The organism is Salinicola tamaricis (assembly GCF_003006155.1).
GTDB lineage: Bacteria > Pseudomonadota > Gammaproteobacteria > Pseudomonadales > Halomonadaceae > Salinicola > Salinicola tamaricis.
In genome coordinates, this window is the sequence record NZ_CP023559.1 from 1,518,790 (window position 1) to 1,534,914 (window position 16,125).

Here is a 16,125-nt window from a genome sequence, read left to right on the forward strand (position 1 = left end):
GGCGCACCATGGCTCAAACGTCTAGCGAAACCGTTGCACGACCCTACGCCAAGGCGGCGTTCGAGTTCGCGCGCGACAAGCAGGCGCTTCAAGCGTGGTCTCAGAGTCTTGCCCTGGCCGCGCAGGTGGCCGGGAACGCGGATGTCGGTGAGCGTGTGCTGGGCAATCCGCGGCTGACCGCCGCGGACAAGACCCGGCTGCTGCTGGAAGTGTGCGGCGACGACCTGAACGACACGAGCGTGCAGAACTTTCTGCACCTCGTCGGCGAGAAGGGGCGTCTGGCTGCACTGCCCGACATCTTCGAGGAGTTCGAGGCGCTGCGCGCCCAGGAAGAGAAGCGGGTCGACGTCACCATCGTCCTCCGCCTTCGACCTGGACGAAGCGCAGCAGAACGTCCTCGCCGAGGCTCTGAAGAAGCGTCTGAATCGTGAAATCTCCATTACCACTCAGGTGGACCGCGAGCTGTTGGGCGGCGTGATCCTGCGTACCGGCGACACCGTCATCGACGGGTCGGTACGCGGTCGATTGCAGCGTCTGCGCGAAGCGCTCACCGCTTGAGTTCGAGGGACATGGCATGCAGCAACTGAATCCTTCCGAGATCAGCGACATCATCAAACAGCGTATCGACAAGCTGGATGTCGCCTCCGAAGCCCGTAATCAGGGCACCGTCGTCAGCGTCGCTGATGGCATCGTCCGCATCCACGGCCTGGCCGATGCGATGCTCGGCGAGATGATCGAATTCCCCGGTGGCGTCTACGGCATGGCGCTCAACCTCGAGCGTGACAGCGTCGGCGCCGTGGTCCTGGGTGACTACCTCGAGCTCGAAGAGGGCATGACCGCGCAGTGCACCGGTCGTATCCTCGAAGTGCCGGTGGGTCCGGAGCTGGTCGGCCGCGTGGTCGATGCGCTGGGCAACCCGATCGACGGCAAGGGCGACATCGAGACGAGCCTGACCGACGCGATCGAGAAGGTCGCTCCGGGCGTCATCACCCGTCAGTCGGTCGACCAGCCTGTGCAGACCGGCCTCAAGTCGATCGACGCCATGGTGCCGATCGGCCGCGGCCAGCGTGAGCTGATCATCGGTGACCGTCAGATCGGTAAGTCCGCGGTGGCGATCGACACGATCATCAACCAGAAGGGCACCGGGGTCACCTGTATCTACGTCGCGATCGGTCAGAAGCAGTCGACCATCGCCAACGTGGTGCGCAAGCTCGAAGAGCACGGCGCCATGGACCACACCATCGTGGTCGCCGCCGGTGCCGCCGATCCGGCCGCCATGCAGTACCTGGCGCCCTACGCCGGCTGCACCATGGGCGAGTACTTCCGCGACCGTGGCGAAGATGCGCTGATCGTCTACGACGACCTCTCCAAGCAGGCCGTCGCCTACCGTCAGATCTCGCTGCTGCTGCGCCGTCCGCCGGGCCGTGAAGCCTATCCGGGTGACGTCTTCTACCTCCACTCGCGTCTGCTCGAGCGCGCCGCGCGCGTCAACGCCGAGTACGTCGAGAAGTTCACCAACGGTGAAGTGAAGGGCAAGACCGGCTCGCTGACCGCGCTGCCGATCATCGAGACCCAGGGTGGCGACGTCTCGGCGTTCGTGCCCACCAACGTGATCTCGATCACCGACGGCCAGATCTTCCTCGAGACCGGCCTGTTCAACTCGGGTATCCGTCCGGCCATCAACGCCGGCCTCTCGGTCTCCCGTGTGGGTGGTTCGGCCCAGACCAAGATCATCAAGAAACTCGGCGGCGGTGTGCGTCTGGCGCTGGCCCAGTACCGTGAGCTGGCGGCGTTCTCGCAGTTCGCTTCCGACCTCGACGAGGCGACCCGCAAGCAGCTCGAGCACGGCCAGCGCGTCACCGAGCTGATGAAGCAGAAGCAGTACTCGCCGATGTCCGTGGCTCAGATGGCGCTGACGCTTTACGCCGCCAACGAAGGCTATCTGGACGATGTCGCGGTCGACAAGGTCCTCGATTTCGAGCGTGCCCTGCAGGACTACATGAAGTCCGAGCACGCCGACCTGCTCGACAAGATCAACTCAAGCGGCGGCTACGACGACGAGATCCAGAAGGGTCTCAAGTCGGGTCTCGAGTCGTTCAAGTCCACTCAGACCTGGTAAGCGGTGCGGCCCGTCTCTTCCGGGAGCGGGCCGCCTCGCCCAGCTGAGCGGCAGGAATCAGGTGATCCGCGATGGCAGCTGCAAAAGAGATCAAATCCCAGATCGGGAGCATCAAGAACACGCAGAAAATCACCAGCGCCATGGAAATGGTCGCTGCGTCGAAGATGCGTCGGGCCCAGGACCGCATGGCGGCCAGCCAGCCCTATGCCAACCTGATCCGCCGGGTGGTCGGCCACGTCGCCAAGGCCAATCCGGAGTACCGTCACGAATATACCCTCGAGCGTGAGGTCAAGCGCGTGGGCTATATCGTGGTCTCCAGTGATCGGGGCCTGGCCGGCGGCTTGAACGTCAATCTGTTCAAGGCGGTGGTCAACCACGCCCGCGACTGGCACGACAAGGGTGTCGGCGCCGACTTCGCGGCCATCGGCAGCAAGGCCGGCGGCTTCTTCCGCAAGCGTGGCGGCAATCTGCTGGCGGCCAAGAAAGGGCTCGGCGATGCGCCGGAAGTCCAGGATCTGGTTGGCAGCATCAAGGTGATGCTCGATGCCTTCGATGAAGGCAGTCTGGATCGGCTCTACGTGGTGTACAACGAGTTCGTCAACACCATGAGCCAGAAACCCGTGGTGCGTCAGCTCCTGCCGCTCGAGGCGGTCGAGGACGACACCCAGGGCGATGAACAACCCAGTCCCGGTACGAATCAGGGTAATTGGGACTACCTGTATGAGCCGGATGCCAAGACCCTGCTCGATCACCTGCTGGTTCGCTACGTCGAATCCCAGGTGTATCAGGCCGTGGTCGAGAACGCGGCCTGCGAGCAGGCTGCGCGCATGATCGCGATGAAGAACGCGACCGACAACGCTGGCAATCTGATTGACGATCTGCAACTGGTGTACAACAAGGCGCGTCAGGCGGCCATTACCCAGGAAATTTCGGAAATCGTCGGTGGTGCCGCGGCGGTATGACGACGTCGCCCCGCGGGGCGACGCTCGCGAGTACGGCTTGGCCTACAGGTTTCATTTGCAGGTTTACGAGGAACCACTATGAGCGGACGTATCGTACAAATCATCGGCGCGGTGGTTGACGTAGAGTTTCCGCGGGACAACGTCCCCAAGGTCTACGACGCGCTGACGGTCTCGGGCAAAGAGGCCATTCTCGAAGTGCAACAGCAGCTCGGCGACGGCGTAGTGCGCGCCATCGTCATGGGCTCCAGTGAAGGTCTGCAGCGCGGCATCGACGTGACCAACACCGGTGCGCCGATCTCCGTGCCGGTGGGCAAGGAGACGCTGGGCCGCATCATGAACGTGCTCGGCGAGCCGATCGACGAAGCCGGCGACATCGGTGGTGACGCTGCCGCCGACGTCGAGCGCATGCCGATCCACCGTCAGGCACCGACCTACGCCGAGCAGGCCGCGTCGAGCGAGCTGCTCGAGACCGGCATCAAGGTCATCGACCTGGTCTGCCCGTTCGCCAAGGGCGGCAAGGTCGGCCTGTTCGGCGGCGCCGGCGTGGGCAAGACCGTCAACATGATGGAGCTGATCCGTAACATCGCCACCGAGCACAGCGGTTACTCGGTGTTTGCCGGTGTCGGTGAGCGTACGCGTGAAGGTAACGACTTCTACCACGAGATGCAGGAGTCGAACGTTCTCGACAAGGTCGCACTCGTCTACGGCCAGATGAACGAGCCGCCGGGCAACCGTCTGCGCGTGGCCCTGACCGGCCTGACCATCGCCGAGAAATTCCGTGATGAAGGTCGCGACGTACTGCTGTTCGTCGACAACATCTACCGCTACACCCTGGCCGGTACCGAAGTGTCGGCACTGCTGGGTCGTATGCCGTCGGCGGTGGGCTACCAGCCGACCCTGGCCGAAGAGATGGGCGCCCTGCAGGAGCGTATCACCTCGACCAAGACCGGCTCGATCACCTCCGTGCAGGCCGTCTACGTGCCCGCGGACGACCTGACCGACCCGTCGCCGGCGACCACCTTCGCCCACCTCGACTCCACCGTGACGCTGTCGCGCTCGATCGCCGAGCTGGGTATCTACCCGGCCGTCGATCCGCTCGACTCCACCTCGCGTCAGCTCGACCCGCTGGTGGTCGGCGAGGAGCACTACGACACCGCGCGCGGCGTGCAGAACGTGCTCCAGCGCTACAAGGAGCTCAAGGACATCATCGCCATCCTGGGGATGGACGAGCTCTCCGACGAGGACAAGCTGGCGGTATCGCGGGCGCGTAAGATCCAGCGCTTCCTGTCGCAGCCGTTCTTCGTCGCTGAGGTGTTCACCGGTGCGCCCGGCAAGTACGTCTCGCTCAAGGAGACCATCCGTGGCTTCCAGGGCATCCTCAACGGTGACTACGACGACATGCCCGAGCAGGCTTTCTACATGGTCGGCACCATCGACGAAGCGGTCGAGAAAGCCAAGAGCATGAAGTAAGTCAGCCTGGTTCCGGGGTATCGTACCCCGGAGCCTCTGGCACAAGAGGATAGCGCTATGGCCACATTTCAGTGCGATATCGTCAGCGCCGAGAAGGAGATCTTCTCGGGCAGCGCGGAGCAGCTCATCGCTGCCGGCGTGGCTGGCGATCTGGGTATCCTGCGCGGTCACGCGCCGCTTCTGACCGAGCTCAAGCCCGGTCCGGTGCGCGTCATCCAGGAGAGCGGCGAAGAAGAGCTCTACTACGTCACCGGTGGCTTCCTCGAAGTCCAGCCGGACGTGGTCTCGGTGCTGGCGGATACCGCCATTCGCGCCAGCGACCTGGACGAAGCCGAAGCCGAGCAGGCGCGCCAGCATGCGCTGCAGTCGCTCAACGACCAGCAGTCGGAGCTCGACTACACGCGTGCCGCCGCCGAGCTGGCCGAAGCCGCCGCCCAGCTGCGTACGCTGCAGCAGCTGCGGCGCAAGGGCGGGCGCGGCTGATCCTGCGCACCTGCGCAGGCGCCGACTCCGCTGGCAGGACCCGAAAAAGGCGACTCTCCGGAGTCGCCTTTTTCATGCGGTGCCGTTATCTAGATAATGGCACCGACCCGATACCGAACAGGAAAGGATGATCCCATGTCACTCGACGTCGTGATTCTGGCCGCCGGCCAGGGAACCCGCATGCGCTCCAAGACCCCCAAGGTACTGCACCGCCTGGCGGGCAGGCCGCTGGTGCAGCATGTCGTGGACACCGCGGCGGGGCTCGAAGAGGCGCGTCTGCACGTGGTCGTCGGTCACGGCGGCGAGGCGGTGCGCGAAGCCCTCGACGGACGCGGCCTGAATTTCTGTGAGCAGGCCGAGCAGAAGGGAACCGGCCATGCCGTGGCCCAGGCCCTCGACGGCCTCGGTGATGGCAAGGTGCTGGTGCTCTATGGCGACGTGCCGCTGATCCAGGCCAAGACCCTCAAGGCGCTTCTGGAGGGTGTCGACGAGCAGCACATGGGGCTTCTGACCGTGACCCTCGACGACCCCAGCGGCTACGGGCGCATCGTGCGCAACGACAAGCAGGCGGTGGTGGCGATCGTCGAACACAAGGATGCCACCAGCGCGCAGCGCGCCATCCGTGAGTGCAACACCGGGATCATGGCGATGACCGCGGCCCAGCTCAAGCGCTGGCTGCCCGAGCTCTCCGCCGAGAACGCCCAGGGCGAGTACTACCTGACCGATGTCATCGCCATGGCCGCCGGCGATGGGGTCGAGATCAAGGCCGCCCAGCCGGCGTCGCCGATCGAGGTCGAAGGGGTCAACGAGCGCCGCCAGCTCGCCACCCTGGAGCGCGCCTTCCAGCGCCGCCAGGCCGAACGGCTGATGGCCGCCGGGGTGACCCTGGCCGACCCGGCACGCTTCGATCTACGCGGCGACGTCACCGTGGGGCGCGATATCGACATCGATGTCGGGGTGATCCTCGAAGGCCATGTCATCCTCGAGGATGACGTGGTGATCGGCCCCCACTGCGTGATCAAGGACAGCGTCATCCGCCGCGGTGCGGTGATCAAGGCGCACAGCCATCTCGATGGCGCCGAGATGGGTGAGGAGAGCGACTGCGGGCCCTTCGCGCGTCTACGCCCGGGGACGCGTCTCGGCGCCCACGCCCATATCGGCAACTTCGTCGAGACCAAGAACGCCACCCTCGGCGAGGGCGTCAAGGCGGGTCATCTCAGCTATCTGGGGGATGCCGAGATCGGCCGCGACACCAATGTCGGCGCCGGCACCATCACCTGCAACTACGACGGTGCCAACAAGCACCTGACGCGGATCGGCGAGCGGGTCTTCGTCGGCTCCAACAGCGCCCTGGTCGCGCCGCTGGCGATCGCTGACGATGCCACCATCGCCGCCGGCTCCACCATCACCCGCGAGGTGGCGCAGGGCGAGCTGGCGCTGGCCCGCAGCCGTCAGGTGGCCAAGCCCGGCTGGCAGCGCCCGGTCAAAAAGCCAAAAAACTGATGCTAGGCATCGCCAACTTCACCAGCGCAGGGATTAGCCACCCGATAGCGCCTATCGAGCGCGAGGGGCTTGCCCCTCGCATTCACGAGCAGAAGGCTGGTCAATGAGCCCCCAGTGGTAAGCGCTCGGCATTGAATCCAATCCGATACCTCCTCAAAGAGAACCTCCTCAACGACGCATGCACTGCTGCCAGCGGTCGTCGACTCGCTGGGCGAACCAGGCGGTGGTCAGGTTGCGGGTGATCTTGGGACTTTCGAGCTTGATACCCGGCAGGCGCGCGTAGGGGGTAGGCTGACCTTCCTGCTGTTCCGCCAGTGAACGGACTTTCTCGTAGAGCGCGGTCCGTTCGAAATCGAGGGAATCCTCTTTCTCCAGCGCATCGCGAATCTCGCCGTCATCCATGCCCAGCCGGCCTTTCAGCGTGCGTACCGCCAGCTCGGTCTGTCCGGCCTGGCGTGAGCCAGGAATGATCAGGTCGCCGTCGAGGGCCAGCGGGATGCCGGAGAGCTGGCTCACCGCAGCCTGAAAGGCCGCGTTGCGGCTGGCGTACCAGCCCGCGTTGTAGTCGGCGAAGCGGTAGCGCAGGTCGGTGTAGTGGGCGGGGTAGCCGAGCAGGTGGGCGATGCCGAAGTAGACGCCGCCGCGCCGGGTGAACACCTCATGGCGGATCGAGCCGGCGACCGGGTAGGGGTAGCCCGCTGCATGCGCCTCGGCAAAGGCCACGCTGACCTGCATCGGCCCACCGGTATGCACCGGATTGAGACCGCCGAACAGCTCCCGGCCCAGCGGCGCCATGCTGATGAAATCCTCGTACAGCTCGCTCAGTTGGCGTTCGCTGCGCACTTGGTCGAGGCGTTCGGCGTAGGTTTCGCCGGTGGGCGAGGTCAGCTTCAGCCCCGCTGCGAGCAGAAAGCTGGGCACATGTAGCGCCGCGGCACGGCGTTCGATCTCCTCGCGGGCGATACGCGCCAGGTGGGGCACCTGCGGGTCAGCGTCGAAGGTCGACTCCTGGCCGATCACCGCCAGCGTGGCGCACAGGTTTTCGCGCGTTGCCGGCAGGTTCTGGGCCGCGAACGCCGCGGTGATGTCCGTGGCCCAGCCGTCGCGGTCGTGAGTGCCGGCGGGCATCAGCGTGACCAACTGCTGCTTGACGCTCGCCGGGGGCTGCTCGAAACCGGGCTGAGTCGCCTGCGAGCTGCAGCCGGCGAGCAGGGCCAGCAGCGCCACGCCCAGCCAGCGGCGGGGCGCGCGCCTCACAGGGCCGCGGTGACGAGCCTCAGGACGAGGGCGCCCGGCAGGCAGGGCCGGGGTGAAGGGCGGTAGGAGGGAAGTCGGCACGCGGGTCTCCATGGGCAAGAAGGGGTGATGATGCCCAGCCCGCGGTGGCTTGACCATGACGTGGGACATTTTTACGCCCTCTTTACGCCTCACGGCGCTTTTCGATCTCGAATTTTTACGTCGCCGGCATCGAGACTGAGCTTCCCCTGACCTGGAGTGCTCGGCATGTCCTACCTGATGCTGGCGATCGCCGCCGCCACCGCGCTGTATCTGGGAGTCGCCCTGTGGCGGCCGGAGCGGTTCTGAGATGAGTGCGCTGACGCTCTGCTATGCGCTGCTCATCGGCCTGGCGCTGCCCCTGGGCCTCTATATGGGCCGTGCGCTGGATACGCATCGCCCCAGCGCGCTGGATCGCCTGTTCGGGCCGCTGGAGGCGGCCCTGATGCGCCTGGCCGGCGTCGACCGACGCGCGTCGATGACCTGGTCGGCCTATCTGCTCGCGGTGTTGAAACTCCACCTGCTGCTGATCGTGCTGGCCTGGCTCGTCTTCATGGGCCAGGGGACGTTGCCGCTCAACCCCGATGGCATTCCCGGCATGCACTGGGATACGGCGCTGCATACGGCCGTCTCGTTCGCCACCAATACCAACCAGCAGCACTACTCGGGCCAGGCCCAGCTCTCCTATCTGAGCCAGACCCTGGCCATCGTCACCCTGCAGTTCCTGACCCCGGCCACCGGGCTCGCGGTGCTGCTGGCGATCACCCGCAGCCTGCTGCGCCGCCCCGCCGCGGCGGACAACGCGGCCGCCGGCGTGGGCAACTACTACCTCGACCTGACCCGCATCGTGATCCGGGTACTGCTGCCGCTGGCGCTGGTGACTGCCCTGGTCCTGGTATGGCAGGGCGTGCCGGCGACCTACCAGGGCGCCCAGCGGGTGACGATGCTCGAGGGTGGCGCACTGCAGACGATCCCTCGCGGGCCGGTGGCAGCGATGGTGGCGATCAAGCAGTTGGGTACCAATGGCGGCGGTTGGTACGGGCCCAATTCGAGCGTGCCGCTGGAGAACCCCACCGCGCTCGCCGACGTGGTCGAGAGCGTGGCCCTGCTGCTGATTCCGGTGGCCTCGCTGATCGCGGTGGCGATGATCAGCGGGCGCCGTCGGCTCCTGCTGGGGATCGGCGGGGTGATGCTGGCGCTGTCGCTGTCGAGCACCACGCTGGTGATGTTCTCCGAGCGCCTGCCCAATGCCGCACTCCACGGCCTGGCGCTGGCCGGGCCCAACCTGGAAGGCAAGGAGCTGCGCCTCGGCAGCGACCTCTCGCGTGGGGTAGCTGGACCACCCAGACCTCCAACGGCTCGGTCAACGCGATGCTCGACAGCTTCAATCCACTCGGCGGGTTGGGGCTTTTGATGGATATGTTCGTCAACGTCACCTTCGGCGGTATCGGCGTCGGCCTGATCGGCTATCTGCTCTACCTGATGCTGGCGGCGTTCATCGGCTCGCTGATGGTGGGGCGGGCGCCGGAGCTGTTCGGCAAGCCCCTGGAGACCCGTGAGATGCGCTGGATCTCACTGGCGATCCTGGCTCAGCCGCTCAGCGTGCTCGGTCTGAGCGCCCTGGCGGTGAGCTTCCCCGGCCTCGCCGGCATCAGCAACCCGGGCTATCACGGTCTCTCCCAGGTGCTCTACGAATACACCTCGGCGTTCGCCAACAACGGCTCGGGCTTCGAAGGTCTCGCCGACGCCACGCCGTGGTGGAACCTGAGCTGCGTGGTGGCGCTGGCGCTCGGGCGCTTCCTGCCCATGCTGGTGCCGCTGGCGGTAGCCGGTTGGCTGGCCGGTAAGCGCACGGCACCGCAGGGGCGCGGCAGCCTGGATCTGGAGAGCGGCGCCTGCGTCGGGCTCACCGCCGGGGTCATCGTCATCGTCAATCTGCTGGGGTTTCTGCCCGTACTGGTGCTGGGCCCCATCGCCGAACAGTTGAGCCTGGCCGGCTGAGCCCGCGCCCGGACATCACGAGGAGCTTCCATGACTCTGCTTGCCTCTGATACTGCCTCGCGCCGCGCGCGACCGGCACCGCTGTGGCTGATGGGCGAGGCCCTGCGCCGGCTCGACCCGCGCAGCCTGGCGCGCAACCCGGTGATGGCGGTGGTCGCCATCGGCACCCTGGTGTGTGCGCTCTACACCGCGCTGACGTTCGTCCGCGGCGAGAGCGGTACCGGCTTCGCCCTCGCCGTCAGCCTGATCCTGCTCGCCACGCTGCTGTTCGCCAATGCCGCCGAGGCCCTGGCCGAGTCGCGTGGCAAGGCCCACGCCGGTGCCCTGCGCGCCACCCGCGGCGAGTTGCAGGCACGCCGCCTGACCCAGAACGGCGAGGAGATGGTCGCCGCCGAGCGGCTGGCGGGGGGACCGCGTGGGGTGTCGCCGGCGAGCTGATCCCCGCCGACGGCGAGATCGTCGACGGGGCCGGCTCGATCAACGAATCCGCGGTCACCGGTGAATCGGCCCCGGTACTGCGCGAGGCGGGCACCGACAACAGCGGCGTCAGTGCCGGCACCAAGCTGCTCTCTCGACGAGTTGGTCATCGAGGTCAGCGTCGACCCCGGTGAGTCGCTGCTCGATCGCATGATCGCCCTGGTCGAGGGTGCCAGCCGCCGAAGCCCCCAGCGAGCTGGCGCTCTCGGTGCTGCTGTCGACGCTCACCCTGATCTTTCTGATCGTCGTCGTCACGCTGGTACCGCTGGCCCAGTTCGTGGGTATCTCGACTTCGCCGGTGATGCTGGTGGCGCTGCTGGTATGCCTGATTCCGACCACCATCGGCGGGCTCTTGCCGGCCATCGGTATCGCCGGGATGGAGCGCGCCATGCGGGCCAATCTGGTCGCCAAGTCGGGCAAGGCGGTGGAGATCGCCGGCAGCATCGACACCCTGCTGCTCGACAAGACCGGCACGATCACGCTCGGCGACCGCCGTGCCACCGAGTTCGCCGCCTGCCATGGGGTCGACCCGGCGCGGCTGCGCGAGGTCGCCGCGCTCTGCTCGCTCGAGGACCCCACGCCGGAAGGCCGCTCGATCGTGGTGCTGGCGAGAGCGCAGGGTGCGGCGCTGGTGCCTGTCGAACACGCCGACGTGGTGCCGTTCAGCGCCGCCAGCCGGGTCTCCGGGCTCGACTTCGCCGATGGCCGGCGTTGGCGCAAGGGCGCGCCCAACGCCATTGCCCGGCAGATAGAGGAAGCCGGTGGTCGCGTGCCGGAGGAGTTCGAGACGCTGGTCGAGCGCATCTCGCGCCACGGTGCCACCCCCCTGGCGGTGGCCGAAGAGGCGCGCCTGCTGGGCGTGATCGCGCTCTCCGACGTGATCAAGCCAGGTATCGCCGAGCGCTTCGCGCAGTTGCGCCAGATGGGCGTGAAGACGCTGATGATCACCGGCGACAACCCGATCACCGCCGCGGCGATCGCCGCCGAAGCGGGGGTCGACGACTACGTCGCCGAGGCGACCCCCGAGCGCAAGCTCGCGCTGATCCGCGAGGAGCAGGCCGCCGGGCGGCTGGTGGCGATGATGGGCGACGGCACCAACGATGCCCCGGCGCTGGCCCAGGCCGATCTCGGCCTGGCGATGAACTCGGGCACCCAGGCCGCGCGCGAGGCGGCCAACATGGTCGATCTCGACTCCGACCCCGGCAAGCTGCTCAGCGCAGTGGAGATCGGCAAGCAGCTGCTGATCACCCGCGGCGCGCTGACCACCTTCTCGCTGGCCAACGACGTGGCCAAGTACTTCGTCATCCTGCCGGCGATCTTTGCCGCCAGCGCGCCGGTGCTGGGCAGCCTCGACGTGCTCGATCTGCACTCGCCGCAGTCGGCGGTGCTGGCAGCGGTCATCTTCAATGCGCTGGTGATACCCGCGCTGATCCCGTTTGCCCTGCGTGGCGTACGCGTTCACGCGGCCTCGGCCAGCGCCATGCTGCGGCGCAATCTGCTGATCTACGGCGTCGGCGGCCTGTTGCTGCCGTTCCCGGCGATCAAGCTGATCGATCTGGCTCTCGGCGTCCTGATGTGACGCCCTGGCGCCTGATTAGCCCACTGCTTCTACCGCTTGGGAAAGATGTTCTCAGAAAAGGTCGTGAAAGACGCTCCGAGAGGGACAAGACGATGAGTGATGTGAAGATGGCCGATGAGACTGGCGCGGCCGGCGCACCGACCCGGGCTGGCGCCGGCTGGGGCTCGGCGCTGCGTTTCACGCTCGCCATGGCGCTGCTGCTGGGCCTGCTCTACCCGCTGGCTGTGGTCGGGCTGGGGCAGTGGCTGTTTCCCCATCAGGCCAACGCCAGCCTGTTGGCCGATTCCCAGGGGCGGGTGCTCGGCTCGACGCTGGTGGGGCAGGCGTTCACCGGCGAGCGCTACTTCCAGGGCCGGCCCTCGGCGGTGGATTACGCCGCCGACACCCTCGGCGGCTCCAATCTGGCGCCGAGCAATCCGGCGCTGCGTCAGCGCGTCGAAGCCGATGCCAAGCGCATCACGGACCGCGACGGTCTGGCGCCGGGTCGGATACCGGGGGATCTGCTGACCGCCTCGGGCTCCGGAATCGACCCGCACATCAGCCCCCAGGCAGCGGCGATCCAGATCGCCCGGGTGGCCCGCGCCCGCGGCCTGCGCGAGGCGGATGTCCGCGCGCTGGTGGCGCGCTATAGTGACAGCGGCGGGCTTGGCCAGCCGCGGGTAGCGGTGCTGCCGCTCAATCTGGCCCTCGATGGCATCGCCGTGCGGCCGCTGCCATGAGCCTGCGCGGCGCGTGCCGGGCATCTGCCGGTGTACCGTGTCGTCCCTGTCGGAGCCCTGTGTGAATCACACCCAAGATCCCCCGCGTCCGGACCCGGATGCGCTGCTGGCCACCACCCAACACGGCGCTGCGCTACGCATCTTTCTGGGTGCCGCGCCGGGCGTGGGCAAGACCAGCGCCATGCTACGTACCGCCCGCGAGCGTCACGAGCGCGGCGAGGAGGTGGTACTGGGGGTGATCGAGGCCCACGGGCGCGCCGAGACCGAGCAGCTGTGCGTCGGGCTCGAGCAACTGCCACCGGTGACGCGCGACTACCGCGGCCGTGGCTATTCGGAGTTCGATCTCGACGCAGCGCTGGCCCGGCGTCCGGCGATCCTGCTGGTCGATGAGCTGGCCCACCGCAATATTCCCGGTGGGCGCCACGCGCGGCGCTGGCAGGATATCGAGGAGCTGCTCGATGCGGGCATCGAAGTGTGGACCACGCTCAATGTCCAGCACGTCGAGCGGCTCAATGACGACGTCGCTCGGATCACCGGCGTGCGCATGCGCGAAACGGTGCCCGACGCGCTGATCGCCCGGGCCCGCGATCTGTCTTTGATCGATCTCACCCCGCAGGAACTGATCGAGCGGCTCAAACAGGGCAAGGTGTATGTCCCCGAGCAGGCCCGTGCGGCGCTGGCGCGCTACTTCTCCCCGGGTAACCTGACCGCGCTGCGTGAGCTGGCGCTACAGGTGATGGCGGAACGGCTCGATAGCGATGTGCGTCGGGTGATGGATGCCGGCGGTGTCGCCGGGCCCTGGCCGGTGCGCGCGCGTCTGCTGGTGGCGGTGGAGGGGCGACGCGGCGACCAGGCGCTGCTGCGCGCCGCCAGCCGCTGGGCGCAGCGCCATCAGGCGCCGTGGGTGGTGGTGCTGGTGACGCCGCTGCGCGAGCTCGATGCCGCGGCGGCCGGCGAGGTGGGCACGCTGCGCCAGCAGAGCGAACAGCTTGGCGGCCGTTGGGAGACCCTGCGCGGTGACGATCCGCTGGCCGAGCTGCTCGAATACGCCACGCGCCACAATGTCACCACGCTGATGCTCGGACGCACCCCGCTCAAGTGGCGCTGGTGGCAGGCGCCGCTGGTCGATCGTCTGCTCGCCCGCCGTCCGCCGTTCGATCTGATCCTGCTCGCCGAGGCGCCCGCGGCGGCGTCGCGGCGTACCCGGCAGTGGCGCTGGCCGCGCTGGCGCGAGGGGCTATGGCCGCTGGCCAGCGTGGCCCTGGCGGCAGCGGTAGCGGCGGGGCTGTCGAGCCTGCTCGATCTGGCCAACCTGTCACTGGTGTTCCTCGCCGCGGTGCTGGCCTGCGCGCTCAAGGCGGGGACCCGCGCGGCGATGCTGGCGGTGGCGCTGAGCGCGCTGGTCTACAACTTCTTGTTCACCGAGCCGCGCTTCAGCCTGGCGATGATCCATCAGGACCAGGTGCTCACGGTGCTCGTGTTCTGCCTGGTCGCGGCGGTGGCCGGGCAGCTCGCCGGCAAGGTGCGGCGCCAGCTGCTGCTGCTGCGCCAGAGCCGGCATCAGATCCAGGAGATGCTGTCGATCTCACGTGCCCTGGCGGCGGCGGTGGACCGCGAGCGGGTCCGCGAGATCGCGGTCAAGGTGCTGGCGGACCAGCTCGAGTTGCCGTGCGTGTTCGTCGATAGCCCCGAGGCCGAAGCGCCGCCGCGGGTCAGCGCCTCGCACCCCGGCACCCTCTCACTCGACGCCGCGACGCTGCAGGCGGCGCACTGGAGTCAGCGCCACGCCCGTCCCAGTGGCTACGGCACCCAGACCCTGGCCGCGCAGCGCTGGCGCTTCGTGCCGATCCTCGAACAGGGCGCGGGCGAGGGGGGTGTGCCGGCGGTGCTGGGGCTGGCGCTCGGCGAGCGCGGGGCGGGGCTCGACGAAGCCGAGGAGGCGCTGGTGGCCAATCTGGTCAATCAACTGGGCGCCGCGCTGGCGCGCACTCGGCTGGTCGAGGAGCTTGGCGCGGCCAGGCTGGCGGAAGAGAACGAACGCCTGCGCTCGGCGCTGCTGTCGTCGGTCTCCCACGACCTGCGCACGCCGCTGGCGGCGATCATCGGCTCCGCCAGCGCGCTGCGCGATCTCTGGGCCGAACTGGCGGAAACCGATCGCCGCGAGCTGCTCGACGGCGTGCTCGGCGAGAGCGAACGCCTCAACCGCTATTCCAGAACCTGCTCGACATGACCCGGCTCGGACACGGCGGGCTCAAGCTCGAGCGCGACTGGGTCGCCCTCGCCGATATCTTCCACTCGGCGCTCAAGCGCCTGGGCTCGGTGGTCGAGCCGCTGCGCATCGAGCGTCACCTCGACCCCCAGTTGCCACTGCTCTACGTGCATCCGGCGCTGATCGAACAGGCGCTGATCAACGTGATCGAGAATGCCGCGCGTTTTTCGCCGCCGGGCGGGCGGCTGCGGCTGGTGGGCGAGCAGGCGGGGGAGTGGATCGTGATCCGGGTCGCCGATCAGGGGCCGGGTATCCCGGAAGCGCTGCGTGAGCGTATCTTCGACATGTTCTTCAGCGGTGGCGACGGCGACCGGGGGCCCCAGGGCAGCGGCCTGGGTCTGGCCATCTGCCGCGGCATGGTCGGCGCCCATGGTGGCGAGATCCATGCCCGCGCGGCGGACTGGGGTAGCGGCAGCGAGATCGTGATTCGGCTGCCGCTGTGGGCGCTGCCCGAGACCGACACGACGCCCGAGATCGATATCAAAAGGGAGAGCCAACCCCGTCATGACTGATGTCTCCCCCGAGCGCGGGCCGCGCCTGCTGGTGATCGAGGATGACCGCCAGATTCGGCGCTTTCTACGCATCAGTCTCTGCTCCCAGGGCTTCGAGGTGGAGGAGTGCGAGAGCGGTGCCGCCGGGGTGGCGGCGTTCAACCGCCAGCCGCCGGCGCTGGTGCTGCTCGATCTCGGCCTGCCCGACGTCGACGGCATGGAGGTGCTCGATGCCCTGCGCGCCCAGAGCGAGGTGCCGGTGCTGGTGGTCTCGGCCCGCGGCAGCGAGCGCGAGAAGGTCGCCGCCCTGGATGCCGGCGCCAACGACTACGTGACCAAGCCGTTCGGTATCCAGGAACTGCTGGCGCGGGTGCGTGTGGCGCTGCGCGCGCCTGCCCCCGGTGTCGCCCCCACGCTTTACCAGCTGGGCGAGCTGACGCTGGATATCGCCGGGCACCGTGTCACCCGTCGCGGTGAAGCGCTGCACCTGACCCCGCGCGAGTTCAGCGTGCTGGCGATGCTGGCGCGCCAGCCGGACCGGGTGGTCACCCAGCATCAGCTGCTGGCCGAGATCTGGGGACCGGTGCATGTCCACGACACCCACTATCTGCGCATCGTCATCAGCCGCTTGCGCCACAAGCTGGGCGACGACCCCGACGCGCCGCGCCTGATCCAGACCGAGCCGGGGATCGGCTACCGCCTGGTGGCGACGCCCTGAGTCGAGCCGCTCGCCGCGCCGTTCAGAGGGGGGTTACAAATTCGACGAGCGAAGGCGAG

General features: G+C 67.7%; 14 protein-coding genes and 2 pseudogenes. 15 read left to right on the forward strand and 1 reads right to left on the reverse strand.

Annotated elements, in window-relative coordinates; all coding sequences use genetic code 11:
• Nucleotides 1-8: 8 nt before the first annotated feature.
• From CN538_RS07065 to glmU, 6 genes and pseudogenes are all read left to right on the forward strand, one after another.
• A pseudogene (locus CN538_RS07065) lies at nucleotides 9-558 on the forward strand (F0F1 ATP synthase subunit delta).
• A 16-nt stretch (nucleotides 559-574) separates the two neighbouring features.
• Nucleotides 575-2,119 (forward strand): F0F1 ATP synthase subunit alpha, encoded by a 1,545-nt coding sequence (atpA, locus tag CN538_RS07070; RefSeq protein WP_106418974.1) that lies wholly within the window; start codon nucleotides 575-577, stop codon nucleotides 2,117-2,119.
• A gap of 71 nt (nucleotides 2,120-2,190) precedes the next feature.
• On the forward strand, nucleotides 2,191-3,081 hold the full coding sequence (gene atpG / locus CN538_RS07075; protein ID WP_106418975.1) for a F0F1 ATP synthase subunit gamma: 891 nt from the start codon (nucleotides 2,191-2,193) through the stop codon (nucleotides 3,079-3,081).
• A gap of 78 nt (nucleotides 3,082-3,159) precedes the next feature.
• Nucleotides 3,160-4,551 carry a F0F1 ATP synthase subunit beta gene (gene atpD, locus CN538_RS07080; protein WP_106418976.1) on the forward strand — a complete coding sequence of 464 codons (1,392 nt, stop codon included), beginning with the start codon at nucleotides 3,160-3,162 and terminating at the stop codon, nucleotides 4,549-4,551.
• A gap of 57 nt (nucleotides 4,552-4,608) precedes the next feature.
• Nucleotides 4,609-5,034, forward strand: a complete 426-nt coding sequence (locus CN538_RS07085) for a F0F1 ATP synthase subunit epsilon (RefSeq protein ID WP_035470097.1) — start codon at nucleotides 4,609-4,611, stop codon at nucleotides 5,032-5,034.
• Between the two features lie 135 nt (nucleotides 5,035-5,169).
• A complete protein-coding gene (gene glmU / locus CN538_RS07090; RefSeq protein ID WP_106418977.1) occupies nucleotides 5,170-6,537 on the forward strand; it encodes a bifunctional UDP-N-acetylglucosamine diphosphorylase/glucosamine-1-phosphate N-acetyltransferase GlmU in 1,368 nt (455 codons plus the stop codon).
• Between the two features lie 168 nt (nucleotides 6,538-6,705).
• Here glmU and CN538_RS07095 read toward each other — a convergent pair whose 3' ends face one another.
• Nucleotides 6,706-7,794, reverse strand: coding sequence for a DUF1615 domain-containing protein (locus CN538_RS07095; protein ID WP_242495632.1), 1,089 nt, complete (start codon nucleotides 7,792-7,794; stop codon nucleotides 6,706-6,708).
• A 258-nt stretch (nucleotides 7,795-8,052) separates the two neighbouring features.
• Between CN538_RS07095 and CN538_RS26055 the strand changes: the two genes are divergently transcribed.
• From CN538_RS26055 to CN538_RS07125, 9 genes and pseudogenes are all read left to right on the forward strand, one after another.
• On the forward strand, nucleotides 8,053-8,121 hold the full coding sequence (locus CN538_RS26055) for a potassium-transporting ATPase subunit F (protein ID WP_370635792.1): 69 nt from the start codon (nucleotides 8,053-8,055) through the stop codon (nucleotides 8,119-8,121).
• 64 nt (nucleotides 8,122-8,185) lie between these two features.
• Nucleotides 8,186-9,813 (forward strand): annotated as a pseudogene (gene kdpA, locus CN538_RS07105) (potassium-transporting ATPase subunit KdpA).
• A gap of 30 nt (nucleotides 9,814-9,843) precedes the next feature.
• The gene (locus CN538_RS22280) at nucleotides 9,844-10,251 is read left to right on the forward strand and encodes a hypothetical protein (protein ID WP_242495633.1); all 408 of its coding nucleotides are present in this window, start codon (nucleotides 9,844-9,846) and stop codon (nucleotides 10,249-10,251) included.
• Nucleotides 10,252-10,289: 38 nt separating this feature from the next.
• A complete protein-coding gene (locus tag CN538_RS22285; RefSeq protein WP_242495765.1) occupies nucleotides 10,290-10,424 on the forward strand; it encodes a hypothetical protein in 135 nt (44 codons plus the stop codon).
• A 35-nt stretch (nucleotides 10,425-10,459) separates the two neighbouring features.
• Complete coding sequence (gene kdpB / locus CN538_RS07110) at nucleotides 10,460-11,869, forward strand: potassium-transporting ATPase subunit KdpB (RefSeq protein WP_242495634.1); 1,410 nt, start codon at nucleotides 10,460-10,462, stop codon at nucleotides 11,867-11,869.
• Nucleotides 11,870-11,961: 92 nt separating this feature from the next.
• The gene (kdpC, locus tag CN538_RS07115; protein WP_242495635.1) at nucleotides 11,962-12,588 is read left to right on the forward strand and encodes a potassium-transporting ATPase subunit KdpC; all 627 of its coding nucleotides are present in this window, start codon (nucleotides 11,962-11,964) and stop codon (nucleotides 12,586-12,588) included.
• Between the two features lie 61 nt (nucleotides 12,589-12,649).
• Nucleotides 12,650-14,818, forward strand: coding sequence for a DUF4118 domain-containing protein (locus CN538_RS07120; protein ID WP_242495636.1), 2,169 nt, complete (start codon nucleotides 12,650-12,652; stop codon nucleotides 14,816-14,818).
• Complete coding sequence (locus CN538_RS22290) at nucleotides 14,815-15,369, forward strand: sensor histidine kinase (RefSeq protein ID WP_242495637.1); 555 nt, start codon at nucleotides 14,815-14,817, stop codon at nucleotides 15,367-15,369. The genes CN538_RS07120 and CN538_RS22290 overlap by 4 nt, the downstream gene beginning before the upstream one ends.
• Complete coding sequence (locus CN538_RS07125) at nucleotides 15,362-16,066, forward strand: response regulator (protein ID WP_106418978.1); 705 nt, start codon at nucleotides 15,362-15,364, stop codon at nucleotides 16,064-16,066. Before CN538_RS22290 ends, CN538_RS07125 begins: the two co-directional genes overlap by 8 nt.
• Nucleotides 16,067-16,125: the final 59 nt, after the last annotated feature.